Annotated in this window: 26 protein-coding genes; 16 read left to right on the forward strand and 10 right to left on the reverse strand. The window is 62.1% G+C overall.

What is annotated here, in order from left to right; genetic code table 11:
- Positions 1 to 6: 6 nt before the first annotated feature.
- Positions 7 to 1962, reverse strand: a complete 1956-nt coding sequence (locus ATN37_RS25020; RefSeq protein WP_223304585.1) for an AarF/ABC1/UbiB kinase family protein — start codon at positions 1960 to 1962, stop codon at positions 7 to 9.
- Positions 1963 to 2265: 303 nt separating this feature from the next.
- Complete coding sequence (locus tag ATN37_RS25025) at positions 2266 to 2403, reverse strand: hypothetical protein (protein WP_021345701.1); 138 nt, start codon at positions 2401 to 2403, stop codon at positions 2266 to 2268.
- Between the two features lie 1418 nt (positions 2404 to 3821).
- On the opposite strand from ATN37_RS25025, the gene ATN37_RS25030 reads away from it, so the two are divergent.
- From ATN37_RS25030 to ATN37_RS25050, 5 genes are all read left to right on the forward strand, one after another.
- Positions 3822 to 4121: a DUF4259 domain-containing protein gene (locus ATN37_RS25030; protein ID WP_256933481.1), complete on the forward strand. Its 300-nt coding sequence runs from the start codon at positions 3822 to 3824 to the stop codon at positions 4119 to 4121.
- A 75-nt stretch (positions 4122 to 4196) separates the two neighbouring features.
- Entirely contained in the window at positions 4197 to 5258 is a 1062-nt protein-coding gene (locus ATN37_RS25035; RefSeq protein WP_218695743.1) for an FAD-binding oxidoreductase, read from the forward strand.
- A gap of 119 nt (positions 5259 to 5377) precedes the next feature.
- Complete coding sequence (locus tag ATN37_RS25040) at positions 5378 to 6565, forward strand: ATP-binding protein (protein WP_007729973.1); 1188 nt, start codon at positions 5378 to 5380, stop codon at positions 6563 to 6565.
- Positions 6562 to 7281 (forward strand): M50 family metallopeptidase, encoded by a 720-nt coding sequence (locus ATN37_RS25045; protein WP_003940327.1) that lies wholly within the window; start codon positions 6562 to 6564, stop codon positions 7279 to 7281. Before ATN37_RS25040 ends, ATN37_RS25045 begins: the two co-directional genes overlap by 4 nt.
- A gap of 173 nt (positions 7282 to 7454) precedes the next feature.
- Positions 7455 to 8291, forward strand: coding sequence for an NAD(P)-dependent oxidoreductase (locus ATN37_RS25050; protein WP_218695744.1), 837 nt, complete (start codon positions 7455 to 7457; stop codon positions 8289 to 8291).
- Between the two features lie 54 nt (positions 8292 to 8345).
- Here the strand turns inward: ATN37_RS25050 and ATN37_RS25055 are convergent, their stop codons facing one another.
- Together ATN37_RS25055 and ATN37_RS25060 are read right to left on the reverse strand one after the other, a co-directional pair.
- Positions 8346 to 9353 (reverse strand): NAD(P)H-dependent glycerol-3-phosphate dehydrogenase, encoded by a 1008-nt coding sequence (locus tag ATN37_RS25055; RefSeq protein WP_003940093.1) that lies wholly within the window; start codon positions 9351 to 9353, stop codon positions 8346 to 8348.
- A 97-nt stretch (positions 9354 to 9450) separates the two neighbouring features.
- Positions 9451 to 10179 (reverse strand): FadR/GntR family transcriptional regulator, encoded by a 729-nt coding sequence (locus tag ATN37_RS25060; RefSeq protein ID WP_030536531.1) that lies wholly within the window; start codon positions 10177 to 10179, stop codon positions 9451 to 9453.
- 133 nt (positions 10180 to 10312) lie between these two features.
- Here ATN37_RS25060 and ATN37_RS25065 point away from each other — a divergent pair, with 133 nt between their 5' ends.
- The 5 genes from ATN37_RS25065 to ATN37_RS25085 all read left to right on the forward strand — a co-directional run bounded on the left by ATN37_RS25065 (position 10313) and on the right by ATN37_RS25085 (position 14393).
- Positions 10313 to 11701, forward strand: a complete 1389-nt coding sequence (locus ATN37_RS25065) for a GntP family permease (protein WP_003939838.1) — start codon at positions 10313 to 10315, stop codon at positions 11699 to 11701.
- 12 nt (positions 11702 to 11713) lie between these two features.
- Positions 11714 to 12244 carry a gluconokinase gene (locus ATN37_RS25070; protein WP_007729978.1) on the forward strand — a complete coding sequence of 177 codons (531 nt, stop codon included), beginning with the start codon at positions 11714 to 11716 and terminating at the stop codon, positions 12242 to 12244.
- A 46-nt stretch (positions 12245 to 12290) separates the two neighbouring features.
- Positions 12291 to 12830 carry a LiaF domain-containing protein gene (locus tag ATN37_RS25075; RefSeq protein ID WP_030536533.1) on the forward strand — a complete coding sequence of 180 codons (540 nt, stop codon included), beginning with the start codon at positions 12291 to 12293 and terminating at the stop codon, positions 12828 to 12830.
- Positions 12831 to 12840: 10 nt separating this feature from the next.
- Positions 12841 to 13278, forward strand: a complete 438-nt coding sequence (locus ATN37_RS25080) for an SRPBCC family protein (RefSeq protein WP_058226630.1) — start codon at positions 12841 to 12843, stop codon at positions 13276 to 13278.
- Between the two features lie 143 nt (positions 13279 to 13421).
- Positions 13422 to 14393 (forward strand): alpha/beta hydrolase, encoded by a 972-nt coding sequence (locus ATN37_RS25085; RefSeq protein WP_218695745.1) that lies wholly within the window; start codon positions 13422 to 13424, stop codon positions 14391 to 14393.
- Between the two features lie 9 nt (positions 14394 to 14402).
- Here the strand turns inward: ATN37_RS25085 and ATN37_RS25090 are convergent, their stop codons facing one another.
- Genes ATN37_RS25090 through ATN37_RS25100 form a run of 3 tightly spaced genes read right to left on the reverse strand, consistent with a single transcriptional unit; the run spans position 14403 to position 16675 of the window.
- Positions 14403 to 15206, reverse strand: coding sequence for a transglutaminase family protein (locus ATN37_RS25090; protein ID WP_064073888.1), 804 nt, complete (start codon positions 15204 to 15206; stop codon positions 14403 to 14405).
- 57 nt (positions 15207 to 15263) lie between these two features.
- Positions 15264 to 15830, reverse strand: coding sequence for an NTP transferase domain-containing protein (locus ATN37_RS25095; protein WP_037128704.1), 567 nt, complete (start codon positions 15828 to 15830; stop codon positions 15264 to 15266).
- 2 nt (positions 15831 to 15832) lie between these two features.
- Positions 15833 to 16675, reverse strand: coding sequence for an alpha/beta hydrolase (locus ATN37_RS25100; RefSeq protein ID WP_037128701.1), 843 nt, complete (start codon positions 16673 to 16675; stop codon positions 15833 to 15835).
- Positions 16676 to 16821: 146 nt separating this feature from the next.
- Here ATN37_RS25100 and ATN37_RS25105 point away from each other — a divergent pair, with 146 nt between their 5' ends.
- Together ATN37_RS25105 and ATN37_RS25110 are read left to right on the forward strand one after the other, a co-directional pair.
- Positions 16822 to 17931 carry a DUF6670 family protein gene (locus tag ATN37_RS25105; RefSeq protein ID WP_064073889.1) on the forward strand — a complete coding sequence of 370 codons (1110 nt, stop codon included), beginning with the start codon at positions 16822 to 16824 and terminating at the stop codon, positions 17929 to 17931.
- Positions 17932 to 17949: 18 nt separating this feature from the next.
- The gene (locus ATN37_RS25110; protein WP_064073890.1) at positions 17950 to 18525 is read left to right on the forward strand and encodes a hypothetical protein; all 576 of its coding nucleotides are present in this window, start codon (positions 17950 to 17952) and stop codon (positions 18523 to 18525) included.
- On the opposite strand, the gene ATN37_RS25115 is transcribed toward ATN37_RS25110, so the two are convergent.
- Complete coding sequence (locus ATN37_RS25115) at positions 18508 to 19152, reverse strand: SUMF1/EgtB/PvdO family nonheme iron enzyme (RefSeq protein ID WP_064073911.1); 645 nt, start codon at positions 19150 to 19152, stop codon at positions 18508 to 18510. The genes ATN37_RS25110 and ATN37_RS25115 overlap by 18 nt on opposite strands.
- 26 nt (positions 19153 to 19178) lie before the next feature.
- The gene (locus tag ATN37_RS25120; protein WP_256933482.1) at positions 19179 to 20699 is read right to left on the reverse strand and encodes a PucR family transcriptional regulator; all 1521 of its coding nucleotides are present in this window, start codon (positions 20697 to 20699) and stop codon (positions 19179 to 19181) included.
- Positions 20700 to 20874: 175 nt separating this feature from the next.
- On the opposite strand from ATN37_RS25120, the gene ATN37_RS25125 reads away from it, so the two are divergent.
- Entirely contained in the window at positions 20875 to 21339 is a 465-nt protein-coding gene (locus ATN37_RS25125; RefSeq protein ID WP_003940577.1) for a nucleoside deaminase, read from the forward strand.
- Positions 21336 to 22667 carry a cytosine permease gene (codB, locus tag ATN37_RS25130; protein WP_218695747.1) on the forward strand — a complete coding sequence of 444 codons (1332 nt, stop codon included), beginning with the start codon at positions 21336 to 21338 and terminating at the stop codon, positions 22665 to 22667. The genes ATN37_RS25125 and codB overlap by 4 nt, the downstream gene beginning before the upstream one ends.
- Before the next feature lie 94 nt (positions 22668 to 22761).
- Here codB and ATN37_RS25135 read toward each other — a convergent pair whose 3' ends face one another.
- A complete protein-coding gene (locus tag ATN37_RS25135; protein WP_003939801.1) occupies positions 22762 to 23607 on the reverse strand; it encodes a mechanosensitive ion channel family protein in 846 nt (281 codons plus the stop codon).
- Between the two features lie 86 nt (positions 23608 to 23693).
- On the opposite strand from ATN37_RS25135, the gene ATN37_RS25140 reads away from it, so the two are divergent.
- Positions 23694 to 24332: a DUF2461 domain-containing protein gene (locus ATN37_RS25140; RefSeq protein WP_003939783.1), complete on the forward strand. Its 639-nt coding sequence runs from the start codon at positions 23694 to 23696 to the stop codon at positions 24330 to 24332.
- 428 nt (positions 24333 to 24760) lie between these two features.
- Positions 24761 to 25753: an ABC transporter substrate-binding protein gene (locus tag ATN37_RS25145; protein ID WP_218695748.1), complete on the forward strand. Its 993-nt coding sequence runs from the start codon at positions 24761 to 24763 to the stop codon at positions 25751 to 25753.
- Positions 25754 to 25759: the final 6 nt, after the last annotated feature.

The following is a 25759-nucleotide window of genomic DNA, read 5'->3' on the forward strand; positions in this document are numbered from 1 at the left end:
TACTGGTTACCGGTTGTCGAGTGTGAACAAACGGAACACGGTCCGCATGCACAGAACGACGCCGACGAAGCCCAGTACCGCACTCGCGAGTGCATAGCCCGACAGCTGAGGTGTGAGTTGTGGTCCGCCAGGTACGAACAGAAGGATCGCCGCGACAATCAGCGCGGTCACCCCCGCCGCCATACCCAGGGCGTTGTTCGCCGACCGTCGTAGCCATCGCCTGTCGTCGGGGTGTGCGACCGAGCGAGTGCGAAGTGTGAAGCTTCCCGACGCGATCGAGGTCGCGATCTGATCGAGCTGACCAGGCAGGCGCCTGACCACCGCGGTTGTGACCGCCGTCGTCGACAGGATTGCCTGCGCGGCTGCAGTCGGGCTGGCGACATGGGTCAACAGTCGGGGTACTTCGGCCCGTACAGCAGCGACGAGGTCGATCTGCGGATCCAGGAGCCGCAGGGCGCGCTCCAAGGACGCGAGCGAACGGAAAGCGGCGGCGACGTCTCCCGGCACTCCGATTCGGTGTTCTCGAAGCACGGTGAACATTCGCGCGAACGATGCCATGGAAACATTGGGTTGGACACTGAGCAGGGTGATCTCTCGGCCCACCTGGTGACGTAGTGCTCCGCGATCAACTTCGGGCGGCACGTCGAATGCCATCAGCATCGCGTCGACGGTCGCCACCGGATCACCCGCGAGGGCAGCGTTGAGGAGCACGGCGAACAAGATCCGTGTCTCGCCGTCCAGAACCCCTACTGCGCCGAAGTCGAGGAGCCCGACCCGGCCGTCATCGAGGATCATGATGTTGCCGGGGTGCAGGTCCGCGTGAAACACGCCGTGGACAAAGATCCCGTCGAGCAACGACGCAAGAAGTTCGTTGGCGATGCTGCTGCGGGTGTCGCGGTCGAGGCCGGTGAGCGCCGACTCACCGTCGGAGAGCGGTGTGCCGTGAAGACGTTCCATCACGAGCACCCGTCCGCTACTGAGGTTGGGGTAGATATGCGGAACGACGATATCCGGGCGGTTCGACATGGTGGAAGCAATCGCGCCGGTATTCGCTGCTTCGGTGCGGTAGTCGAGTTCCTCGAGCAGTGACGTGACGAGGCCCCCGGCGAGTCGGTGAACGCCGATATCGCGTGCCCAGGGAAAACGGGTCTCCGCGCGGGATGACACGCGAAGGAAGATATCGCAATCCACGCTCACTTGTGCGCTCGCCTCGGGGCGTTGAACCTTCACCACAACGTCGACGCCTTCAACGGTGCGCGCGGAATGTACTTGTGCGACAGAGGCGGCGGCGAACGGCTCCACATCGAACCACGCGAACACCGACTCTGGTGCGTCGCCGAGTTCCGATGCCAGTAGCTCCGCAATGCGGACTGGATCAGCCGGGCGTGCCGAACTTTGCAGAGAAGAGAGGGTGCGAGCCAACTCGGGTGGTATGAGGTCGTCTCGCGTGCCGAGGATCTGTCCCAACTTGACGAAAGTGACACCGCACCGGTTGATTACTTCCACCAGTGCATCCCCGAACTGAGGCGCTGATGGCCCAGCACGGAGAGCGGGCCCGCCTCCCGCTCGCACGACGATGCCCATGATCTGGACGTATCGCTTGGTTCGTCGCCACGATTTGCGGCTGCGCTGCAATGCTTCTGGCGGTCCGGGGATGGACCCTGTTGGAAGGACAACTTCGAGGAAAACCAATGCGGCCAGGCATGCTGCGAACACCCAGAGCGCGACAACTCCGAAGAATATGAGCGCTGTTCCTACGCTCACCAGAAGTTGATCGTCCTGGCTGGCAATTCCTGCAAGTGTTGCGACGTATCCCGACAGTGGAACCCCCACCGAGAGTGCTATCACCGCGACCGCAAGGGTTCGCGGCCATCCGACTCTCGTCCCCAGCGTTCGTCGCATCACGCCCGCCAGTGCTGCTGCAAGAAATGGCGTCGTGACGATCCAGACCATCAAGTCCATTGCGATAGCGTACGGGTTCGCAATCTGCGATACATCCAGGAAAACCCCGAGCCCACCCCGACTGCCGGGTAACAAGCCCGATAGTGCCCAAGCGTCGAACATGCTTGGGCACTTCGGTGTTCATTCGCTCCGATGTCGACTCGTCCTGATCGACCGTCCAAAACTGCGTTCACTGGCCATCCACGAGGCCGAACTGCGCATCATGCTCGTCAGCGATGTCCCGGCCACCTTTCGCGAGGAGCATTACAGCCGAAGAACAGGCTGCGATGGACGCCGAGCAGAAGTGAGACCGAGTGGACTCCTTTAAAGAATGGGGCCGCCGGTGAACAGGTTGACGAGACTCACCGCGAAGAACTGGACGATCGCTATGGCGGTGGCAAACGGGTCGCCCGCATACGTAGCTTGGTTGACCCATTCGTTGAATGCGTTGATCGAACCCACTGTGATTCCTCCTGAGTAGTGATGGCGTGATTGATTGAAACTGGTGGTTTGACACTCGACACGAGGGACGTAGTACGGATCCAGCGCAGTTGGGCATATGAGGCCACGAACGGTCGGTGACGAGCGCCGACAGTACGCTGCGGTTGCGGCCCTCTGCGCTTCGAATGTAGTTTCCCGACTTAGGAATACCGTGAAGGACGGGCGGATTCGGTTATGAGTATCCCGCGACAGACGACATCGTCAATATTATGATGTCGGCAACAAACGCGACGACGGCACCAATCGGATTCTGGACAATCCACAAAATTACTTCAGTCATGTTCTCGGTCCTTCCTTAGCGTAAGACGCGTGATCGAATACTCGACCAGCTGTTGCAGTACCCGGCCCCGTTCGGCGAATTAAACCGTTGCCGAGGATGATTGGCGCAAATAGATAGATCGCACACCGGGGGCGTTGAATCAACTCGCCCAATCGTTGCACCTCTGTGCTCCGGGTTCGATTCGTTACCAATATCTTTCGGAGAAGGGGTGATCAGTCCCATCAGTGATCGGCACCCCGCGTGCGAAACCCTTTTCCGTAACCACCTGCCCAGCAACGTCGTAACGTCAGAGGTGGCAGTTGGCAAAGCCGACCGTCTTCTCGAGATCGTGGCGAGTTTTGCTGGGCAGATGTGACACTACCTTGCGGTTTTGCCGGATCAGACTTCCTTTCGGACATCGATGGCTGTTCTTCGTATGGTTGTTACACAATCGACGGAATCGCTGTTGGGGGTGGCGATGCGCAGCTAATTCCCCTACGAATCTTCAGGAATTGCCTGCGACACCCGCGGATACGGATCCTCGATCTCCACCGAGCGCAATTCCATGTGCTGACAACATCGCAGTGCTTCCGACCGGATCGATGCACCCAGAACCAATCGCCGTCACGCACAAAGAGCCAGACGGTTCTGGGAAAGACCCAAGCGCTCCTTCAGTTCCCGGCGATCTGTTGCGCCAGTTCGAGTTCACGCCTGGTCTAACTGGTCGACGCATAGTGGTGTACCGGTAGCCAAAAGAGTCCCGCCGGTCGGTTAGTGTGACGGTGAAACACGACGAGGAGGTGGCTGTGAGAATCTGGAACTGGTTGATGCTCAAAATTTCAGCAATCGGCGGGTCGCCGAAGTTTCGGAGGATAGTCGACAGTCCGATTTGGGCGGGCGCCAATGACCGCAAGCTCAGACTGAGCGGGCGGCAGATTCTCCAATTTGCAATTGCCGACCTGCGACTGCGAGCACGCTCACGGCCTGCTGCGACAGGAACGCGACTGTCGACCTGAATTTATCCGCAATCGATATGGGAGGGCTTGTGGGAGTCTGGGGTCCGGGAAACTTTGACAGTGACACCGTCGCGGATGGGTTGGGGGCCCTGACCGGTCGAATCGTGGACGACATCACTGCCGAGTTCGAAGACGATTCGAGTCTGGAGCCGGATGAATGGGGCGGGGAGATGGTGCCGGCGTGGCTCGAGATCCTCACCGATATTGCCCAGACGAAACGAGTCGGTGTGACGTTTCCATCGACGCAAGTGCTGATCGACTGGCGCGATCGATATCTGCGCGTGTGGGATGGCTACTTTGACGAACTCGAACCGGACGAGGATCACAAGGTCGCTCGACGTGCAGTGCTCGTCCATACCTTCGAACAGGCCGTCTCCCTCGCAGCCGAGCGGGAACAAGCCTAGTCCTTCGCTAACCGCCGACGTCCTTGCATCCAAATTGAGTGGATCCAGGTTGCGGCTCGCAGATATGGTCCACTGGTGACGCATCCGAATGGTCGAAACGACAGTCCAATCCTGGTGATTGGTGCCGGCGTCGTCGGCGCGTCGATCGCGTATCACCTGGCGCGCGTTGGTCTCCGAGTCACGGTGCTGGAGCACGGTTCGGTGGCCGGAGGGGTGACCGGCAACTCGTTTGCCTGGGTCGGCCTCTCGAAGAGTGCAGCAGAAACCTACTCCGATCCGTTCCGACATGGCGCCGCACTCGAGCTCGACCGACTGGAGCGCGAACTCGTCGAGCCATTCGGTCTGCGCCGCAGAGGCGCGATCACGTGGGAGACGACGGAAGCGGAGACTCGAAAGTTCGTCGACGCGCATCGAGCACTCGGCCATCCCGTCGACCTCATCGGTAATGAGGAAATCCTTGCTCGTGAGCCGGGATTGCGGACGGCCCCCTCGGTCGCAGCGTACGCGCCTGATGACGGTGGCGTTGACCCGGTTGCGTTCGCTCGATCGCTCCTGCGAGGTGCCGAAGCATACGGTGCCACAGTGTATTCCGGTGTCAGTGCGCTCGGGGTGTTCGCGGAGGGCATGAGCGTGTGCGGAGTAATGACTGCCGACGGTCCCGTCTATGGGTCGGCCACCGTGCTCGCTGCGGGTACCGCGATTCCTGGACTCGCGGCGTCGGCGGGAGTCGACGTCGAGGTCGACGCCTCCCCGTGTTGCCTCATCAGATTCTCGACACCCCACCCATTGGTGAACGGAATACTCTCCTCTCCGGATTTCGAGATCCGGCAATTGGACGACACGACACTGATTGCGGCTGAAGATGTTCCGGTCGGGTTCTCCGGAGATGCTCGTGAGCTTGCGGGGCCGACGCTGCACGCGATCCGCAGTCAGCTCGAGGACGGTGACCAAGTGGAACTGATCGAGGCGGTAGTCGCTGACCGTCCCATCCCGCGTGGTGGCCGCCCGCTGCTGGGCTTCGCCGAAGGCGTGTCGGGGCTCTATCTGGCCGCGACGCATCCGGCGATCATTCTGGCCGGAGCAATTGGAGCCCACGTGGCCGGGGACTTCGCCCGAGCGTCAACCCTGGACGGTTAGACGACGACGCCGGAGCCCGGTTCGACAAGGTTCGAGCCGATATTGCGGTTCCTAGTTCTCTCTAGGACACGCGCTAGAGAGCGGGATATTCGTCTACTCGGCTTGTACCGTCGATGGGCATGGACCCCGTGCGCAATCCGTATGCCCCCGGTGCCGGTCAACGCCCGCCGGAACTCGCCGGGCGCGACAAGCAGATCGACGCCTTCGACGTCGTTCTCGAGCGAATTGCGCGTGGCCGCCCGGAACGAAGTGTTGTACTCACCGGATTGCGTGGCGTCGGAAAGACCGTCCTGCTCAATCAGTTGCGTTCGGCCGCGATCTCCCGAAGCTGGGGGACAGGCAAGATCGAGGCGCGCCCCGATCAGGATTTACGACGCCCACTCTCGTCGGCGCTGCACATGGCAGTCCGAGAGATCGCGGTCTCCCATCGCGATCCGGAGCGAGTCGAGCAGTTCCTCGGAGTCCTCAAATCGTTTGCCCTACGCGCCACTGCGGACAAGGGAATGCGCGAGCGCTGGCAACCAGGCATCGACGCACCTGCGATCAAAGGTCGCGCGGACAGCGGCGACATCGAGATCGACCTGGTCGAGTTGCTGCTCGACGCGTCGTCGCTGGCCAGAGATGTCGGCGTCGGGATCGCCATCTTCATCGACGAGATGCAGGACCTCGGAGCAGCGGATGTCTCGGCGATCTGCGGGGCCTGCCACGAGTTGAGTCAGGACGCGGCACCGCTGATCGTCGTCGGTGCAGGGCTTCCGCATCTGCCTGCTGTGCTGTCGGCGTCGAAAAGCTACTCGGAGCGCCTGTTCAGCTACCACCGGATCGACCGCCTCGAGCGTGAAGCTGCAGATCAGGCGCTGATTGCACCTGCCGAGCGTGAGGACGTCGAGTTCACCGAATCCGCGCTCGACGCTCTGTACGAAGCGGCTGACGGGTACCCGTACTTCGTTCAGGCCTACGGAAAAGCCACGTGGGATGTGGCGGCGTCGAGTCCGATCACGGCAGAAGACGTGCGCGTCGGCGCGCCGACGGCTGAGGAAGAACTCGCTGTCGGTTTCTTCGGATCGCGGTACGAGCGAGCAACGCCCGCGGAGCGTGAGTACATGCGCGCCATGGCCGATCTCGCCGGTGACGACGGGCCCGTCGCAACCGCGAAGATCGCCGTCGAGTTGGGGCGCAAACCGGCTTCCCTGTCGCCGGCACGCGATGGACTGATCAAGAAGGGGCTGATCTATTCGGCAGAACGTGGATCCATCGGATTCACGGTCCCGCACTTCGGCCGATACCTGCGCGGACAAGCGGAGTGAACGCGCTCGAAACCGCGTGGGATCGGGTGGCGGCGCTCAGTCCCAATCCACCGGCGTGGGTGGTTCAACTGGCCGCGTTGATCGCCGTGATCATCGTTCTCGAACCACACCTGTGGCGGATCGCCCGCAACGTCGTCACCATCGCACACGAGGGCGCTCATCTGATCGTCGCCGTCCTGGTCGGTCGACGGTTGAAAGGTCTTCGCCTGCATTCGGATACGTCGGGTGTCGCGATTTCGTCGGGCAAACCGACCGGCTTCGGCGTCATTCTGATGACGTTCGCGGGGTACGTCGGACCGTCGATTCTCGGACTCGGCGCGGCCGGGTTGTTGGGCGCGCAGCGCGCGGTCTCGGTGCTGTGGATCGGCGTATTCGTCATCGCGGTGATGATGGTCCTGATCCGAAACCTCTACGGAGTCTTCTCACTTGCCGTGGTGGGAGCCGTGTTGTTCGGACTCGTCTGGTGGGGGACCCAGGAGCAGCAAGTGGCCGCAGCGTACTTCCTGACGCTCTTTCTCCTCTTTGCCGGACCACGCCCGGTCGTGGAACTTCAACGGCAGCGAATGCGACGAGGCGGGGCACCGGACTCGGACGCCGACCAATTGGCCAGGCTCTCACCGATACCCGCGATCGTCTGGGTCGGGTTGTTCCTGCTCGTGAACGTCGCGGTGCTCGTGCTCGGCGGATGGTGGATTCTGCGCCCGGTGGGTGGCTGACCGGATTGAGCCTTTGTCCCGTCAGGACAACGGACCAACGATTGTTGATGCTCTGCGGACGTAGTCATCGCATGAAGGCGCTCATATCGTGGAAGTCGACGAGTGGTCGTGTGGGGACTTCACGCGGCCACACCCGCAGCGACGAAGACCGTCGACGATGACAAGGATTCGTTTTGGACGACAAGAACTTCCGCGGACGAACCGCGATCATGTCCGGGGGAAGCCGTGGCATCGGACTTGCCATCGCCCGTGCGATAGCGGGCCGCGGCGGAAATATCGTGTTGCTCGCCAAGACCGATACGCCGGATCCCAGGCTGCCCGGAACTATCCACACGGCTGTGGACGAGTTGAACGAGCTCGAGGGTCATGCCGTTCCGGTCGTCGGCGACGTGAGGAACGACGACGACATCGCGCGGGCCGTGGCTGCAGCGGTAGAGCACTTCGGTGGCATCGACATCGTGGTCAACAACGCGAGCGTCCTCGACATCTCGAAAACCGAAGATCTCGCGATGAAGCGATTCGATCTGATGCAGCAGGTCAATGTCCGTGGTACCTTCGCGCTCACCCGCGCGTGCCTTCCGTACCTTCGGGTTTCGGCCAATGCGCACGTGTTGACGCTGTCGCCGCCGCTCAACTTTTCGCCGCACTGGTTGGGTGCTCATCCGGGCTACATGTTGGCCAAATACGGAATGACATTGGCGGCCTTGGGTATCGCCGCAGAGTATTCAGGTGCACCGATTTCGAGTAATTGCCTGTGGCCGGAGACCATGATCGCCACGGCCGCTGTCGGAAACCTGCTCGGGGGAGACGACAGTATCGAGCACTCGCGTTCACCCGAGATCATGGCCGATGCGGCTGTCGAGATTCTCGGGCGTCCCGCCGGCACGGATACCGGTCGTACAGTGCTCGACGTCGAGATCTTGCGCGAGGCGGGGATCTCGGATTTCTCGCAGTACGGCGGTCAGTCACCGTTGGCGATCGACATCTTCGTCGACGCGCCAATTCCGTGATCTCGGGCGATCTACAGGTATCTAGCCAAATCGCTAGATACCTGTAGATCTTCCTCACGCCACCTCGTGCTCGCCGCCCGGGGCAACCTTCTGAAGTCCGCGATATGCGTCGCTGGCACTTTGGCGACCACCGATGACGGCCTCGACCTCCGCGGCAATCGGCATGTCGACGCCGTATTCACGGGCCAGATCCATGACAGTGGGGGCGGTCTTGACGCCCTCGGCGACCTGACCGAGCTTGGCGACCGCCTCCTCGACGGTCAATCCCTGCGCCAGAGCTTCGCCGACGCGACGGTTCCGAGAAGTCGGAGCCATGCAGGTGGCAATCAGATCGCCGACGCCCGTCAAGCCGGCAAAGGTGCGTGGGTTGGCGCCCATCGCTTCACCGAGTCGGGTCATCTCGGCGAGACCACGTGCGAGCACCATCGCACGAGTGTTGTCACCGACTCCCAGACCGTCGGCCATGCCCGAGGCGATGGCAACGATGTTCTTGAGGATGCCGCCGAGTTCGCAGCCGAGCACGTCGGTGTTGCGGTAGACGCGGAAGACCGACGACGCGAACAGGGGTTGCAGCGCGGCGGCGACGCGATCGTCCTGGGTCGCCACGACCGATGCCGCGGCCATGCCGTCGACGATCTCCTTGGCGATGTTGGGGCCCGCGAGCAATCCGACGGGATGGCCGGGCAGGCACTCGGCGATCACTTCGGTGGGACGCTGCCGGGTGCCGGGCTCGAGGCCCTTGGACAGTGACAACACCGGGACCCACGCCCGAACCTCGTTGGCGATCTCGGCGAGGGTGGAGCGAACGGCGTGCGATGGCACCCCGCACACGAGTACGTCCGCTTCTCGGGCGGCTTCGACCAGATCCGAGGTTGCCTTGAGCCCCTTGGGAAGTTTGCGCTCACCAAGGTATTTGGAGTTGGTCCGTTGCGAATTGATCTCGTCGGCTGCTTCGGAATTGCGTGCCCACAACAGGGTCGGGGTGTTGCGGGCAGCGAGGCCGGCCACCGTGGTTCCCCACGATCCGGCACCGAGGACGACGACGCGTACCGGGCGGGCCATCAGAGTGCGCTGTTCTGGGTAGCGAGTGCTGTCATGGCGCCAAGCGTTCCACTTGCGGAGCAGTTGCGGGCCAATTCCGCCGAGTCTGTGGCTCGACTTACAGATGAGGCGGCGGTTCGGGGCTTTCGCGCATTGTTTCGACCGCTTCTGCGGATTCCGCGACGATCGAGCGCATGGCGGCTTCCGCGGCGTCGGCGTCCCCGGCCTGAATAGCAGATGCGACCACTCCGTGCAGGTGAATCGCTTCGGGGTCGGCCTCGTGGGGCATCAACGAGTGGCGGGTGCGGCCTTCGAGTATCTCGACGACGATCTGCGACATCGCCCGCAGCATCGGGTTACCGGAGGCGGCGAGCAGGGTGCGGTGGAAGTCGGAGTCATGGCCGAGATAGGCGCCGGTATCGGCAGCGCGAGAGGTAGCTGACATGCCGATGACGGCTGCAGTGAGAGCGCCGCACTGCTCAGGTGTGGCGCGAGTTGCGGCGAGTCGCGCAGCCAGAGGTTCGATGCCGGAACGGAGTTCACTGAGGATCGAAAGTTGCTCGAACCGATCAGGACCGGCCAGTTGCCAGCGGATGACGTTGGGGTCGAGCGAGTTCCAGTGTTCGGAGCCCAGGATGGTGATTCCGACGCGTCGACGAACCGAGGCGAGTCCGAGGGATTCGAGAACGCGGACAACTTCGCGGATGACGGTTCGCGACACGTCGTATCGCGTTGCCACCTCGTCGGCGGAGATCGTGGTTCCCGGAGCGAGCACACCACCGACTATGTCTTGGCCGAGCTGTTCCAGCATCGAGTCGTGTAACTGCTGAAACGGGACAGAAGGCATACGTAGATCGTCCCATGCGTATGGAGTAAGCCCGGTGGAAGCCGAATAAATACTACAAATTAGTGTCTGCTCTTGAAATTGTAGGTTAATTAAGGAACAGTGACCTCAATCACTCATCGGACTGGGAGTCCCTATGAACACCACAGCATTGCTGGCGGCCGAGGTCGTCCCCGCTGGTAGCGACGCACGATTGATCATCGCTGCAGTCGCCGGCGTCGCGGTCATCATCGCGTTGATCACCTGGCTGGACCTGCATCCCTTCCTCGCGCTGTCCATCGGCGCGGTGGGCGTCGGTCTGGCGGCCGGCCTCGGATCGGCCGAGTCGGTCGCGGCATTCGCGACAGGCTTCGGGTCGACAATGGGAAGCGTTGGAATCCTGATCGGTTTCGGCGCGATGTTCGGCAAACTCCTCGCCGATTCCGGCGGTGCCGACCGAGTGGTCGACACGCTGGTCGGCCGTTCCAGCACCAAGGCGCTTCCGTGGACCATGGCTCTGGTCGGCGCAGTGATCGGTCTGCCGATGTTCTTCGAAATCGGTCTCGTCCTGTTGATGCCGGTCATCATCCTCGTCGCGCGGCGTTCCGGCTTGTCCCTGATGCGCATCGCGATCCCCACCCTCGCCGGCCTCTCGGCCATGCACGGGTTGGTTCCCCCGCACCCCGGGCCGCTGGTTGCAGTCTCGGCTTTGAACGCAAACCTCGGCCTCACCCTCGCACTCGGTGTCCTCGTCGCGATCCCCACTGTTGTTCTCGCCGGACCGGTCTTCAGTAAGTACGCCGCGCGGTGGGTCGACGTGAAGGTCCCGGATCTTTTTGTCACAGGCGAAGATCGAGGCGAGGAAGAGAAGAAGCAGCGTCCCTCGTTCGCGGCTACTCTCGCAGCGATCCTCCTCCCGGTTGTTCTCATGCTGGGCAAAGCATTTGCAGACGTGATCGCACCCGATTCCGAGGCACTCCCCAAGTCCGTCCTCGACTTCCTCGGAACACCCGTTGTGGCTTTGGGTCTCGCGGTTCTGGTCGGTATGGTGCTGCTGGGTCGCGGCGGCGGAATGGACCGCAAGGCCATCTCGAAGTCACTCGAGAGTTCCCTACCTCCCATCGCAGGCATCTTGTTGATCGTCGGCGCCGGTGGCGGTTTCAAGCAGGTCCTGATCGACACCGGTATCGCCGGAGTGATCGCCGACGCGATCAAGGGCAGCAGCCTCCCCGTGCTGTTCCTGGCCTGGCTGGTAGCGGTATTGATCCGCGTCGCAACAGGTTCGGCAACGGTGGCAACGGTGACGGCGTCGGGCATCCTTGCTCCGGTTGCGGCAGACCTCTCGTCCGCACATGTCTCGCTGATGGTCTTGGCGATCGGTGCGGGCTCGCTCTTCCTCTCGCACGTCAACGACGCCGGATTCTGGTTGGTGAAGGAGTATCTGGGCGTCAGCGTGGTACAGAACCTCAAGACCTGGACCGTGATGGAATGCATCATCTCGGTATCGGGCCTGGCCGGAGTGCTCGTGTTGAGCGCATTCATCTAGGTAGGCGAGCACATGAACAGCGAAGCGGCACAGCAGAAGCAGTATCCCGTGCTCGTCCTGATGGGTGTCTCGGGTTCGGGAAAGTCGACGGTCGGCGGCATGCTCGCCGGAGCGATGGGTTGGGACCTTCAAGAAGGCGACGATCTCCACCCGCAGGCGAACATCGACAAGATGGCGACCGGGCATCCGTTGAACGACCAAGACCGCTGGCCCTGGCTCGACAAGATCGCCGTCTGGATCAAGAGCCATACCGACGCCGGTCAGCCGGGCATCGTCACGTGTTCGGCACTCAAGCGCAGCTACCGCGACGTGCTTCGCGGTGAGCACGTCGTGTTCGTGCACCTCGCCGGTTCGCGGGATCAGATCGGCCAGCGATTGACCGCTCGCCTCGATCACTACATGCCCGCCTCGCTGCTCGACTCCCAGATCTCGACACTCGAGGCCGTCGACCCGGACGAACAGGCCATCGTCGTCGACGTGGGCGGGAGTCCCGCCAAGATCGCGGAGGAGATCCTGCGACGCGTGGAGACATTCGAATACTGAGCAAGCCCGGCGTGTAAGCACCCGAGGTTCGGGTTACGGTGCTTGGGTGACTGCTGCTGAAGAAGGCCACGACGTCGATCAATTGCGTGTCGATGCCCAAGCGCGTCTGGAAGTCGCGGTGGGTGAGGGGCGTTTGACCCTCGAGGAGTACTCGGACAAGGCGGCAGTGGTGTGGTCGCCCACCGCAGATCGAGGGCAGCTCGAGCAGATCGTGCCGTTCAGTGCGGCACCACCTGCTGTGGTGTCGCCGCCGCAAGCAACGATCGTCGGTGTCTTCGGTGACACGAAGCGCTCCGGCCGTTGGTCTTTGGCGAAAAAGACACTCGCTCTGCTGTTGTTCGGGGACGTCAAGTTCGATCTGCGATCGGCAACCATCACAGCGTCCTCCTCGACGATCACCATCGTGTCGATCTTCGGGGACACGAGGCTGCGGGTTCCGGAGGGTGTTTCAGTCGAGTTGGGTGGCTTCGACCTTTTCGGAGATCGGGAATTCGACGGGGGTCGACAGGATCCCGGCCCAGGTGCACCGGTTATTCGTGTCGTCGCATATTCGTTGTTCGGCGATCTCACCGTGCGTACCGGCTAGCTCGGACGCCGTGACCGACTTCGACTTCCACAGCGTCTGGACGCTTCCTGCCTCTGCTGACCGCGTCTACGAGGTTCTCGCGGATGCCGAACAGTATTCGCAGTGGTGGCCTCAGATACGCCGAGTCGGGACGATCGACGAGCATTCAGGCTCCATGTCCATCCGCAGCGCTGTCCCTCTGACGCTGCTGGTCTTCGGGCGACGCGAGGTGGAAGACTCAGTTGACCGCTTTCTGAAAGTGCGTCTCACCGGCGCAATGACAGGGTGGAGTAGCTGGGCGGTGCGCCCCGCTGGATCTGGTTGCACAGCCGAATTTCGGCAACAGGTAGCGGTGTCCGGAGCGCTTGGTCTGGCCGCGAAGGTCGCGAAGCCGCTGTTCGAGTGGAATCATGAAGCGATGATGCGTGGAGGGCACCGCGGACTGTGCGCATATCTCTCCCGGCCGTGATCGCGACCAGAACTTGCACACGCTCGAGCAATTGATCCATACCCGTCGTGTCATTTTGACGCAGCGTCAGTTATCGTTCACATCAGCAGCCGACAAGTATGTGTAACTCAAATGCACAAAACGGCTTGACCTGGGAGGACGCTATGCGGACGCGAGATTCGACGGTATGGCATTGGAACGTGAGTCCGCGAGCGCGGGTCACCTTCTGCCTGACCAGGACGTTCGTGAAGCCGATGTTCACCCTCTGGCCGACCACCGAACGTGGTATCCGCCAACTCGAGCGACTCGACGCGATGGCGGACAAACTGCCGAAGCCGAAGAACCTCGATATCGAGCCTTTCACGCTGGGTGGTGTGCCCAGCGAGAAGGTGCAGCATCCACGCAAAGCGCAGGGCGAGTTGGCCGGCGCCACGATCCTCTACTTCCACGGAGGGGGATTCGTCTTCTGCGGTCTGGCAACGCACCGGGCACTGTGCGGTTTGCTCTCTGCGAAGGCCGGAGTACCGGTGATCTCCGTGCGCTACCGCCAGCTGCCGGAAGGTTCCATCGGCACCTCCGTCAAGGACGCAATGGCCGCGTACACCGCGTTGCTCGAGACAGCCGAAAACCCGAACAAGATTGTGGTTGCCGGTGACTCGGCGGGCGGATACCTGGCCATGAAGGTCGCCGAAATTACCGCACTGCGCGGAATCACGCGGCCCGCTGCCGTGGTGGGATATTCCCCTCTTCTCAACGTGAACCTCGAGGACCATGATCCCGATTTCATGAAACGTGATGCCTACCTACCGATGTCACAGGTCGAAAAGCTCAAGGACCGGTGGCTCGAGGGTCCGGACGAGATTCCTGGTGCGCAGTCGCCGATCAACGCCGACGCCAGTCTGATTCCGCCGTCGTTCCTGGTGTCCGCCGAATACGAACTGATGCGTCCGGACGTCGAGATCATGACCGAAAACTTGATCAAGGCAGGACAAGCCGTCGAAACGCACATCTGGAGTGGGCAGATCCATGCTTTCCCGGTGATCGGGAAAGCTCTTCGGGAGGGGAAGGCGATCGTCGATCTCACGATCAAGTTCCTCGAGCGAACGATGGCATCGCAGAACCAGATCAGCGCCTGACGCTGCTTTTCAGCCGATCGATGTGAGTGTTGCGTAGTCGTCGTTGTCGAGAACGCCGTCGACGACTGCGCGAACTTCCGAGGCGTGCAACGTGATCGAACCGCCGTGATTGTCGAGGAAGGCTGTGTCTGCGGCATCTCGGCCGGTCGAGATGCGCACAAGATTGCTGCGCGGCGCCAATTGCGTTGCATCGACCACGCGCCAGACGTGGTCGATATTGGCTTCGACTACGGCGTGAAAATCCATCGGATCGCAGCCCGGCGCGTAGACAGCCACCAGTCGAGCGGGAATCCCCACGGCGCGCAGCAGTGAGATGGTCAGGTGCGAGTAGTCGCGGCACACTCCGGCGCCGGCGAGCAAGGTGTCGACCGCACTGTCGGTGCCGCGACTGGTGCCGGGAACATAACTCAAATGTGTACTCACCCAGCGAGTGACTTCGACGAGGAGTTCGGCCGGGGGAGTGGCGAGATCGAATTGCCCGGCGACAAAACCGAAGAACTTGTCGGCCTCGGCATACCGGCTGGGGCGCAGATATTTCGACACGTCGTAGTCGCTGACCGACGCCGGTTCTGCGCGGCCGATGACGGTTGCGTCGTAGCTGACGATCAGTTTGCCTGGAGCACAGTCGAGTAGGTGGATCCGGGTACCGTGTTCGGCGGTGATCTCGCGGGGTTCGAGCGGATTGCCGTCATGGACGAACGACATCGTTTCCAGCAGTTCGACACCCGGCGCGCGCGTCACCGCGATCTTGAACTCCAGGTTGGTCGCCTCGTCGATCTCGATGTCGAGCAGGGCGGCGACGGTACGTTTCATCGGGCCATCTTTACACCGAATACGGACACCCACCACCTGGAGGATTGTGACGTGCGATCAGGCTTCGGGGTAGTCGACGTCGACGCCGCTGCTGAGGTCGCTGCACTCCACCAACTCGACCCCGTGTTCGCGTAGGTAGGTGTTGGCGCCGCCGTCCCCGGTGAGTGACTTTGCAAGCGTCGGCCAGTGATCGCGTCCGATCAGGACGGGATGGCCGGGACGGCCGTGAAAGACAGCTCTTCGCAGTATGTTTCGTGATGGGGAGCTGTGACCCACGATCCGCGTCACGGTGTCTGCGTTGAGGTCCGGGACGTCGACCAGGGAGATCGCTGCCGCATCTGCGTCGTCGATTCGCATGGCGGCTTCGAGTCCGCAGCGCAGTGACGCGCTCATTCCGTGTTGCCAATCCGATATCACCACAATGACATCGGTGGTGGGCAGTAGTTCGAGGGCGTCCTCTGCCTGCGCGCCGAGCACCACGATGACCGGTGAGAGGCCTGCGGACTGCAGTGTCGTCACCCCGTGGTGGAGCCAAGACTGACCCTCGGTGTTTGTGACGAGCGCTTTGGGTTTGCCCATGCGGGATCCGGCCCCTGCCGCCAGCAGGATCCCGCACGTAGACATGACTATGCTCCGGTGACCCGCGGACGCAGCCACTCGACCAGATCGTTCAGAACTTCTTCCTGCTCAGGCTCGTTGAAGATCTCGTGGTACAGGCCGTCGTACACCTTCAAGGTGACATCCGAAGAGCCGGCCAGATCTGCGACGAGCTTGCTGCCGGCCGGGTCCGTCAAACGGTCGTCCGAGCCGTGTTGAAGCAGTACGGGAATGGTGAGCGAGGGCAGCCGCGCCGGGAAGCCTTCCGCGGCGGTGATCATGCCGCGCGCGATGCCGGCGGGAACCTTGCCGTGGTGAACCAGCGGGTCGGCGTTGTACTTGTCGACGACCTTCTGATCACGCGATACGGCAGCAGCTTCCAGGTTCTCGACGGGCACGTCCGGGAGGTATTTGCCGACGATCTTGCCCAGCTGCATCACGATCTTCGGAGTGCCGGTTGCGATGATCACCGCAGGTCCGGACAGGGCGAGGGCTTTGAGATCGGCCTGATGGTCGAGGGCGTAGGAAAGGGCGATCGCGCCGCCCATGCTGTGCCCGAGCAGGAACTTGTCCTTGCCGGGATGTGCCGCCGTCACGATCGAGAACAACGTGTGGACGTCGTCGGTGAAGTCGGAGAATTCCTTGAGGTGAACGCGCTTGCCGCCAGAGCGTCCGTGCCCGCGATGGTCGGGTGCGTACACGATGAGCCCGAGTTCCCCGAGCCGCGCAGCAACATGGTCGTAGCGCCTCGCGTGTTCGCCGAGTCCGTGGCACAGGACGAGAACCCCGGTGGGTTCGCGGTCCGGTGTCCACACGTCGTAGACGATCTTGGTGCCGGCCACTCCGGTGAACGACGACTCTTCGTGCTGCATTGTTGCGCCCTCTCTGCGACCGGTTCCGGTACGCGGATTCTCACATGCTATTCGCCGCGTGCGCAGGGCGCGGGTGTTCAGGGTGTGAGGTCGTCGAGGAAAATTCGACACTTGTTTGTTACGTCTGGTTACATTAACTTAGGGGCGTGACCGGACAAACCGTTGATCGTTCCGACCCTGTTCCCGCCACCCGCTCGCGCCGATTGTGGCGACCCGCGGTTCGGGCCTTGCTGGACGGCGCGCTACCGCTGATCGACAAGCGAATGGCGGAATCGGTACGCCCGTTCGATCGGCCCGACATGATGCGTCCGCACCTGGCTTCGCGGAAGTTCGCGTGGACGCACTACGGGATCTTCGTTCCCCGGCTGCCAGGGCCTCTCCGTTACCTCAACACCATGACGTTGATCGGTGCAACCGGGACGGTGGTGTTCGACAACGACTATCTCGCTGCACCAGACGCGCGAAACACCGCAACCGTGCTGAGTTCCACCGCAGCGCCGGGCCATCACTTCTACCGGGCGTACGACGCTGCCGATGAGTGTGCATTCGAAGAAGATGGTTCGCGAATCGCCTTCGGTGACAACCTGATCATAGAGAACAGCTATCCGAACTTCCGTGTCACCGGGCGATACGACTCATTCGACGTCGATCTCGAGATCGTGGCAACGGACCAAGCGTCGTGGTTCGTGCGTAATCCCGTCTACGACCACGTCAGTCTGCTGGCACAGTGCTCCGGAACAATTGCGAGTCCGGATGGACCGGTGAGTATTTCGGCTCCGTGCACCGTCGAGTACGCGCGGTGCATGACACCGCAATCGTTGACTCGCCGCGCGCTTCCCGAGTCGTGGAAGCTCCCGGCCGACTTTTTCACCTACCAGATCGTTCAACTGGACGACCGGCATCAGTTGTTGCTCACCGATGTTCGAGCGTCAGGCGTTACGGCGTGCAAGCTCGCCTACATTCGGACTGTCGACGGTAGTGCGAAGGTCTTCGACGACGTCGAGTTCGACGTGCTCGAGTACGCCGACGCATTGCACGTCGACCCACAGGGTCGCGAGATGCGTGTGCCGCGCGTACTGCGTTGGCAGGTGCGCGATTACGGTAGGACGGTCGTGGAGTTCGAGGCCGAGATCGACTCGGAGTGGCGCTACGGTCACGGCAAGGGATACGTCGGCGCGTACACCTACCGGGGAAGCTTCGACGGTGCGTCGATCAACGGCACCGGTTACATCGAATGGGTGGACTGCGAAGTGTAAGGCCCCTAGGGTGTATCGGTGCCTTTCGTAGACCCCGCCGCGCTGACGATTCGTCCGCAGAAGATCCTTGTCGCGGGGACTTCCGGTGCCGGAAAGACGACTCTCGCCGGTCGAATCGGGCGGCTTCTCGAGATCGAACACACTGAGCTGGACTCGCTGTTCCACGGGCCCGGCTGGATTCCGCTCGACAGTTTCGAAACCGAAGTACGACGCTTTTCCAGCGAGCCGGCCTGGGTGACCGAGTGGCAGTACGGTGCGGTGCGTCGACTTCTGGCCGAGCGTGCGGACCTGATGCTGTGGTTGGATCTGCCTCGGCGGACGGTGATGCGCCAGGTGATCACACGAACCGTGCGTCGGCGATTGCAGCGAGAGGTGTTGTGGAATCGCAACATGGAGCCGCCACTGCACACCATTCTGTTCGATCCGGATCACGTGGTGCGCTGGGCCTGGCGAACCGACGGACGCAACGAGGAGCGAATGGCCACGGTCCTTGTCGATGTGCCGTCGTTGCCGATAGTTCGGCTTCGCAGTCGAGAAGAGATCGAGGCTGTGCTCGAAGTCCTCGGCCGTCTGCCCTCAGATCGTCTGAGCTAGGCGAAATCCCAAGTCGTCGATAGCAAACGTCGGGTGGCTTCGCCTCCTTACGGTAGCGCCACAACCGCGCTCACTTTCGGCCCAACTGCCGCCGCGGAAGATCCGGTACGTGCCGTACACCTCGGGGTCGTAGAGATCCCAGCACCATTCCCAGACATTGCCGATCATGTCGTACAGGCCCCAGTTGTTGGGTGTCTTGGTTCCGACGGGATGCGCTCTACCCTCTGAATTGTCTCTGTACCAGGCAATCTCGTCGATCTCGCCGTAGCGGTAGCCGGAGGTGCCGGCCTTGCATGCGTACTGCCACTCGGCCTCGGTGGCGAGCCGGTAGCCAGTTGCGCCCCGGTCCCACTGCGGAGAATCGGTGTCGACGTCTCGATATGCGGGTGTCAGACCGTCCGCGACCGAAAGTGTGTTGCAGGTTGCGATGGCGTCCTTCCATGAAAGGTCGACCGCTGGTTTGCTCGAATCGTCCGACGAATCTCCGTGAAGCAGCGCCCTGGTGGTGAGATGGCGTGCGAGGCGGAAGGATTCGACTTTCGAGGTCCACGCAGTACCTTTGCGGTCGTCCCGAAGGTGCACCTCGCCGGCAGGGATCTCGATCATCAACTCCGCTGCTCCGGTCATTCGTCCATCATCGCAGAGGTTGTCGCTCACCCGGGGAGACGCTCGAACGCTGCTTGTGGATCAAGGCCGGTGCGCATGCGCCATGCGGTCAGCGCAAGTCCGAGGCAGACCACCTGTGCCGGATCGTCGAGGGAAACACCCATCAGCTTCTCGATACGCGTGAGCCGTGCATAAAGCGACTGACGCCGAATGCCGAGGAAATCCGCGGTTCTCGCCTTGCCGCCCCGATGTGCGAGGTACGCGTCGAGCGTTCGGACGAGATCGGCGGAATGTGCTGTGTCGTATGCGATCAGCGAACCGAGTTGCTCGGTTACGAACACGGACAGCGAAGCGGGAGTCGTTCCGGCGGCGAGCAGTCGTTGGACGCCGACGTCCCTCGCGAGGATCACTCCGGTCCGGGTGCCGAAGCGCCGCGCGATCTGGACGACTTCGCGAGCTTGCGCGACCGCAGCCCCGACGCCCGACAGGTCCGCGACCGGCGTCGCCACTCCGAGCGTGCGTACCGCGGAACCGCCCGGCCCGCGGCGTAGCAGCTCGTCGGCTTCGGTGAACGCAGTCCGCACTCGAGCGGGGGATGCGGACGCCCACCCGTGCGCGAGCACGATGACGTGATTGGCCGCAGTCCCGACGACACAGGAGCCGAGCACGGCCCGCACGGCGTCGCGTACTTGGTCAGCGAGCTCTCGAACCGGGGTTTGCCGATCGATGTCGACAGCGGCGACGAGGACGTGGTGCCCCTCCGACAACGGCGTCCACCCGGCCGCTGTCAGTCGCTCGGACAAGTCGCCGTGCGATGTGAGCACACCGCCCACCACGTCGGTGATCACCGATTGGGCGAGTGACTGTCTTGGGCCGAGATCGCCGTGACGGCCGAGTTCCAGAGCTACCGCGACGGCAGCGCAGTTTGCGACGGCGGTTCGGCGTGTGGTTGCCGGCCCGCACAGGACAAGTCGACCGAGTGAGTTCGTCGGGCCGCGTACGTCGTGGATAGTGCGTTCGGTCTCGGATCGCTCTGCGCCGGTTGTGCTGCGCTCGACGGTTCTGCCATCCGCGTCGAGCAGATCGACGCCGCACCCCGCGAGTCGTGACACCTTGTCGAGCAGCGCAGTCATGCCCTGGCCTGCAACCACGAGACTCAGAAGTTCTTGCCAGACAGGCTCGCCCGCTTGCGCCGAACCGAGAGTGCGGCGGAGCATGAGGTCGTGAAAGTCTTCGACCATCCGCTCGAAGGGCACTACTGCGTGCAGGGCCAAGAACGCGAGTCCCCGTCGGCGCGAAGCTTCGACGAGTTCGAGAGGGGCCGTGAGGAACGAGCGCCCGACTTCCATCGCGAGTGCGACGCATCCCGCGTCCGCCAATTGGTCGATGTAGGCGGTGAGCTGTTCGGGAGACCGTCCGTGGAGACCGAGGCCCGTGGTCAGAAGGACCTCACCTCCGGACAGCAGCCCACCCATCTCGTACACCTCGGACGAATGGACCCAGCGGACCACCGCGGTATCGATGTCGCCCGCGAGCACCTCGATTGCGGCGGCCGTAAACGAGGGCATCGCAAGAACTTGTCGCAGAGTCGGGAGCATTTCTATATCGTCCGCCGAGGGGGCACTTCGTCATAGAGCTAGTTCTGCCGAACTGACAGGTTGTCCCTTGTCGGGCTGTTACCACCGTGGTCGGATTGTGACACGAGCCACAATCGACGATTTTGGTCAGACTCCAGGAGCGCACATGAATCATCCGGCACACACCGATGAGTATTTTCTCGGACTTGCGATCGAACAGGCGAAGATCGGTTGGGAGGAGGGCGGCGTGCCGATCGGCGCGGCGCTGATTCACCGGGGCGAGGTTCTCGCAGTCGGACGTAACCGTCGGGTCCAGATGAACAGCGCCATCCGTCATGGAGAGACCGACTGCATCGAGCGCGCCGGACGACTGCCGGCCTCGGTGTATCGCGAGTGTGTCCTCTACACGACTTTGTCGCCGTGCTTCATGTGCGCCGGAACGGCGCGCCTGTACGAGATCCCTCGAATCGTGGTCGGCGAAAATCGTTCCTTCGAGGCATCGGAGGAATGGTTGCGCAGCAGCGGAATTCAGGTCGACGTCGTCGACGACGCGGAGTGTGTGGCACTGATGGACCGCATGCTGGCCGAGCGCCCGAGCCTGTGGCTCGAAGACATCGGCGAAGTTGTATGAGCAGCGCCGTCGAACCTGCCACGGTCGCAGGCGATTCGGAGAGCCCAGGCCACCCGGTCGATCCTGACTATCCCGTCACTCCGGTTCCGCTTCATGCACGAAAGCCGTTCTTCTCGCTCGCGGTGGTGTTGTTGGGGTTCACCATCTTCACGCCGACGATGTTGGCCGGAGCAGCGCTCGGTACCGCGTTCTCGTTCTGGAAACTGATGGTGGTGATCGCCGCCGGATCCGCCATCTTGGGGGTCTACGTCGCCATGATGGGGTTCGTCGGAGCCCGAACCGGACTGACTACAGTTGTGATGGCGCGCTACAGTTTCGGCACTCGCGGGTCCAAGCTCGCTTCGATCCTGCTGGGCGGTACTCAGATCGGCTGGTACGGAGTCATCATCGGCACGATCGGTGATCTCACCGCGCAGGCATTGGGCTGGGAGTCCTATCTCGCGCGGGCGTCGGTGATGATCGCGGCGAGCATCTTGATGTGCGTCACCGCCTGCTACGGCTACCGCGGAATGTACTGGGTTTCGCTCGTCTCGACGCCCTTGATCCTGGCGTTGGCCTGCTGGGTCGTGTTCCGGTCCCTCGAAGAGGTCGGTGGATTCTCCGGCCTGGTCTCGGTTCAACCGCAGACGACCATGACGATCGCGCTCGCAATCACCACTGTCGTCGGCACGTTCGTATCGGCGGGAACGCAAGCGCCCAACTGGACCAGGTTTGCCCGTTCCGGATCACAAGCGGTGTGGGCCTGCGTTATCGGGTTCCTCCTCGGAAACGGATTGATGATCCTGTTCGGCGCCATCGGAGCCATCACGTTCCACGAGGGTGACTTCGTGTTGATCCTCTACAACCTCGGGCTTGTCGGCTGGGGCCTGGTCTTGCTGTTCGGAAACCTCTGGAAGAGCAACGCAGACACCGCATACGCCTTCGGAGTGGCCGGTGCCGAACTGTTCAGAAAGCCTCGCAAGACCCCGTTCGTCATCGGTGGATGTGTGATCGGCACGGCGCTCGCTCTGACCGGTGTGCACAACCATCTGGTCGACTACCTGAGTCTGCTCGGAACTTTCATCCCGCCATTGGGCGGCGTGATCATCGCTGACTTCCTGTGCCGGTGGCGGCGAGGCATACCCGAGGGGTACACCCCGCAGCCGGTCCACTGGCGAAACCTGGCCGTCTATGCCGTCGCAGCGTTCCTCGCCTGGCTTTCCGGTGAGTTCGAGGTGGGAATCCCGCCGCTGATCGGCATCGTCGTAGCAATTGCTCTGACGATGTTCCTGCACCGGGTGTTTGGCAACAGCTCGGCAGATCGGGAGGTCTCGACCTCCACCGTCTGAATCGTGCTTCAGGCACCAGCGAGCCCCCGGCGGTATCGACCGCGCCGGGGGCTCGCGTACTTGATGGAAAGGGCAGACGCTTCGGTCTCAACCGTCATCGCAGAACAGGCAGGTACGGCGCCTCGATTCCCTGCTCTTCGAACGCAGTCAGCGCCGAGCGCGCAAATGCGCGCTGGACTGCCCATTGGCGCCCAGGCTTGACCTGCGCCGTCACTCGAATGGTAATTGCCTCGGCAGTAACCGAATTGACTCCCAGCATCTCCGGCTTGTCGATCATGTCCGCCCTGATCGGTTCGGACTCCGCCGCCTCGAGGACAGCTCGCGTCGCCACCTCACACGCTTTGTGCACGTTCGCATTGTGGGCGATCGGGAGATCGAGAACTGCAGTGGCGTAACCCTGACTCATGTTGCCCACTCGCAGGATTTCGCCGTTGCGGCAATACCACAAGGTGCCGTTGACATCTCGAATCGTGGTGACGCGCAGGCCCACTGTTTCGACGGTGCCGACCGCGTCGCCGAGATCGACGACGTCGCCGACACCGTACTGATCCTCGAGCAACATGAAGATGCCGGAGAGGAAGTCACGCACCAGGTTTTGTGCACCGAAACCGATGGCAAGGCCGATGACTCCGGCGGATGCGATGAACGGCGCGACGTTGATCCCGAGGATGCCGAGAATCTGCAGCACACACCAGACCAGGATGACGATGGACACCGTCGATTTGAGTACCGAACCGATGGTCCGGGCTCGCTGCGATCTGCGCTCGTTCACCTTGGCGTTCGGAGACTTGCGAGGCTTCGACATTCGATCGATCCCGCGGTGCAGTGCGAAGCGCAGAACGACTGCGAGTGCCACGTAGATCGCGATCTCGACGGGTCGGTGAATCAACCAGTCTCGGTTGGTATCGGTCAGTTCCCATGCTTGTATTTCGGAAATCATCTCCATGCAGTCTACGGATTCGGGCCGATCCGGGCATCGGTGCAGGGCAGACGGTCCAAAGCCGAACAGGCAGCTAGGCTTACGTCATGGCTGCGTTCACTGGCATACCCGTTGCTGCACTCGATTTCTACGAAGACCTGGAAGCCGACAACAGCAAGACCTGGTGGGCAGCGCACAAGGAGACGTACGACGAAGTGGTTCGTCGTCCGATGGCGTCGTTGACCGCGGCGTTGGAGGACGAATTCGGCACGGCCAAGCTCTTTCGGCCGTATCGTGACGTTCGATTCTCGAAGGACAAGATCCCGTACAAGACGCACCAGGGAGCGTTCGTCGGTCTCGCCGAGAGCTGTGGCTACTACGTGCAGATCGACGCGGCAGGGTTGATGGTGGCCGGTGGTTTCTACGCCAGCAGTTCGGAGACCATCGCGCGTTATCGTGCGGCTGTCGACGACGACGTTCGAGGGCCGGAGCTCGAGAAGATCCTGGCCTCCGTCGAGAAGGCCGGATTCACGATCGGCGGCGACAAGCTCAAGACGGCGCCTCGCGGATACACGGTCGATCACCCGCGGATCGAATTGCTGCGTCACAAGTCGCTGACTGCTGGTCGTAGTTACCCAAGCCCGTCGTGGCTAGACAGCGCCAGGACATTGAAGGAAGTTCGCACAGCGTGGCGCGCACTGACGCCTTTGGTCGAATGGTCCGGACAGGTGCTCGGACCGAACTGACCGTCCGACAGAAAAGTGTGACGTAGCCGTAGGAGAGTTCACCTCGAGTTCATCAAAACTCGAGACGCCTGGGGCTAGCGTGGTGTGTGTAACCGAAAGTTTCGGCCCCGCTTCGAGTCGCAGCGCCGCAGTTCGAAGCCATTTTCTCTCGATCGACATCGTGAACAACCCGTGTCAGTGGAGACCATCATGGCTATGTTTCTCGCTCTCGTCCTGATCATCTCGGTCCTCGGAATCGTCGGCACCTACCTCGCGTTCAGTGCGGTCTACTTCGTCGAGATGCGCAAACTCGACAAGTAAGGGGTGCGAATTGGCCTGATTCGACTATTTCTGGGCCGATCGCGACGACCCTCCCTGCGTACGCTGTTAGGGCATCCTTATCCGCTCGCAACAGTGGATGATTCATTTCTTTTGGAGGTTCGACACGCATGCCCGCTCAATCCACGCTCTTGCTTCCCGACGGCTACTCCGACAACCGCCTCGTTTCGGACCTCACACGTCGGCAGTTCGGCTTCGGTGCCGGGATCGCCGGGCTGGGCGCGTTCCTGGCGGCCTGCGGTGACAGCGGGAGCAGTTCGGGTGAAACCGAAATGCGTTCTGTGACGACACCTCTCGGAACGTACGACATTCCTGTCAATCCGAAGAGGGTTGTCGCGATCGACTCGCGGCTCGATCTGGAACCTGCTGTAGCTCTGGAACTTCCGCTCGTCGGCTACACGTACGCCCAGGCGACACCGTGGGTGCCTATCGATTCGTCGGTACCGTTCCTGTCGGAGATCCCCAACCGCGAGCAGATCTTGGCGCTCGAGCCCGACCTGATCGTGTGCCTGAACTACGAGAGCGAGTGGTGGCCGGTGGCCGAGATGTCCACCATCGCACCGGTTCTGACGACAGAGTTCACCGACGACTGGCGCACAAACCTCTCGCGGTTGTCGGGCTGGCTCGGTCGAACGGCCACACTCGATCGATTGACGCTCGACTACGACAATCTGATTTCCGACATCCGCAGTCGTCATGCCGAGAAGATTGCGTCCAAGACCGTCGCCAGTGTCTCGTTCATGCCGGACACGAACACGCTGTACGTCACGAGCATCCGTACCTCCGAGAAGGGCGACAAGCCCAGCGACATGACGCTCGGCGACATCGGTGGCAAAACCGCCACCTCGGAGGGGCTCGATCCCGAGGGCGGCGTCAGCCGCGAAGGCCTCGACGTGCTGGCCGGCGTCGACGGCTTCATGATCACCGAAAACGAGGACAGTGCCGCGTACCAGGCATTGGTGGCGAGCAAGCTGTGGCAGCGACTCCCGGCAGTGCAGGCGGGCAACGTCACCAGTCTGGGTGGCTCCACGTTCTACGGTTCGATCTACACGATTTCGTACGTGGCACAGGGTTGGGATGCCCTGTACAACAAGATCAGCTGAAGCCTC

The organism is Rhodococcus sp. MH15, assembly GCF_019266045.1.
In the GTDB taxonomy this organism is placed as follows: Bacteria; Actinomycetota; Actinomycetes; order Mycobacteriales; family Mycobacteriaceae; genus Rhodococcus_F; species Rhodococcus_F qingshengii.

What these genes read in the sequence shown, in the direction of transcription:
- ATN37_RS25060 (WP_030536531.1), bottom strand. Translation starts at nt 10,179, where the DNA reads ATGCCTTCTGTCCCGTTTCAGCAGTTACACGACTCGATGCTGGAACAG.
- ATN37_RS25120 (WP_256933482.1), bottom strand. Translation starts at nt 20,699, where the DNA reads ATGCCCTCGTTTACGGCCGCCGCAATCGAGGTGCTCGCGGGCGACATC.
- ATN37_RS25020 (WP_223304585.1), bottom strand. Translation starts at nt 1,962, where the DNA reads ATGGACTTGATGGTCTGGATCGTCACGACGCCATTTCTTGCAGCAGCA.
- ATN37_RS25135 (WP_003939801.1), bottom strand. Translation starts at nt 23,607, where the DNA reads ATGATTTCCGAAATACAAGCATGGGAACTGACCGATACCAACCGAGAC.
- ATN37_RS25145 (WP_218695748.1), top strand. Translation starts at nt 24,761, where the DNA reads ATGCCCGCTCAATCCACGCTCTTGCTTCCCGACGGCTACTCCGACAAC.
- ATN37_RS25065 (WP_003939838.1), top strand. Translation starts at nt 10,313, where the DNA reads ATGAACACCACAGCATTGCTGGCGGCCGAGGTCGTCCCCGCTGGTAGC.
- ATN37_RS25090 (WP_064073888.1), bottom strand. Translation starts at nt 15,206, where the DNA reads ATGAAACGTACCGTCGCCGCCCTGCTCGACATCGAGATCGACGAGGCG.
- ATN37_RS25070 (WP_007729978.1), top strand. Translation starts at nt 11,714, where the DNA reads ATGAACAGCGAAGCGGCACAGCAGAAGCAGTATCCCGTGCTCGTCCTG.
- ATN37_RS25100 (WP_037128701.1), bottom strand. Translation starts at nt 16,675, where the DNA reads ATGCAGCACGAAGAGTCGTCGTTCACCGGAGTGGCCGGCACCAAGATC.
- ATN37_RS25115 (WP_064073911.1), bottom strand. Translation starts at nt 19,152, where the DNA reads ATGACCGGAGCAGCGGAGTTGATGATCGAGATCCCTGCCGGCGAGGTG.
- ATN37_RS25085 (WP_218695745.1), top strand. Translation starts at nt 13,422, where the DNA reads ATGCGGACGCGAGATTCGACGGTATGGCATTGGAACGTGAGTCCGCGA.
- ATN37_RS25040 (WP_007729973.1), top strand. Translation starts at nt 5,378, where the DNA reads ATGGACCCCGTGCGCAATCCGTATGCCCCCGGTGCCGGTCAACGCCCG.
- ATN37_RS25055 (WP_003940093.1), bottom strand. Translation starts at nt 9,353, where the DNA reads ATGGCCCGCCCGGTACGCGTCGTCGTCCTCGGTGCCGGATCGTGGGGA.
- codB (WP_218695747.1), top strand. Translation starts at nt 21,336, where the DNA reads ATGAGCAGCGCCGTCGAACCTGCCACGGTCGCAGGCGATTCGGAGAGC.
- ATN37_RS25140 (WP_003939783.1), top strand. Translation starts at nt 23,694, where the DNA reads ATGGCTGCGTTCACTGGCATACCCGTTGCTGCACTCGATTTCTACGAA.
- ATN37_RS25095 (WP_037128704.1), bottom strand. Translation starts at nt 15,830, where the DNA reads ATGTCTACGTGCGGGATCCTGCTGGCGGCAGGGGCCGGATCCCGCATG.
- ATN37_RS25125 (WP_003940577.1), top strand. Translation starts at nt 20,875, where the DNA reads ATGAATCATCCGGCACACACCGATGAGTATTTTCTCGGACTTGCGATC.